Source organism: Vibrio sp. HI00D65 (assembly GCF_001635455.1).
In the GTDB taxonomy this organism is placed as follows: Bacteria; Pseudomonadota; Gammaproteobacteria; order Enterobacterales; family Vibrionaceae; genus Vibrio.
Genome location: NZ_LWEH01000209.1, coordinates 1 through 243, shown reverse-complemented (window position 1 = coordinate 243; position 243 = coordinate 1). Strand labels below are relative to the sequence as shown.

The 243-nt window shown below is 45.7% G+C and carries 1 protein-coding gene; it reads left to right on the top strand.

What is annotated here, in order from left to right:
• A partial coding sequence (locus A3712_RS15605; RefSeq protein ID WP_157618779.1) for a hypothetical protein occupies positions 1-243 on the top strand: 243 nt, incomplete at both ends.

Genomic DNA, 243 nt, shown 5'->3' with positions numbered 1-243 from the left:
ACGTTTCGACCAGCTAAGAGTCAAAACGCCAGCTGGTTTGGTTCCAATAACTAATTTTGCTCAGATCATTCCAGACCACAAGCAAGACACCATCAAACGTCTTGATGGCAAGCGAGTCGTTAATATTATGGCAGATATGGAAGAAGGGTATAACCTTGCTCTCGAGCTACCAAAGATCGAGCAGGCGTTAAGTGAACTAGGGCTACCAGATAGCGTAGGCTTTCGCATTCGCGGTCAAAATGA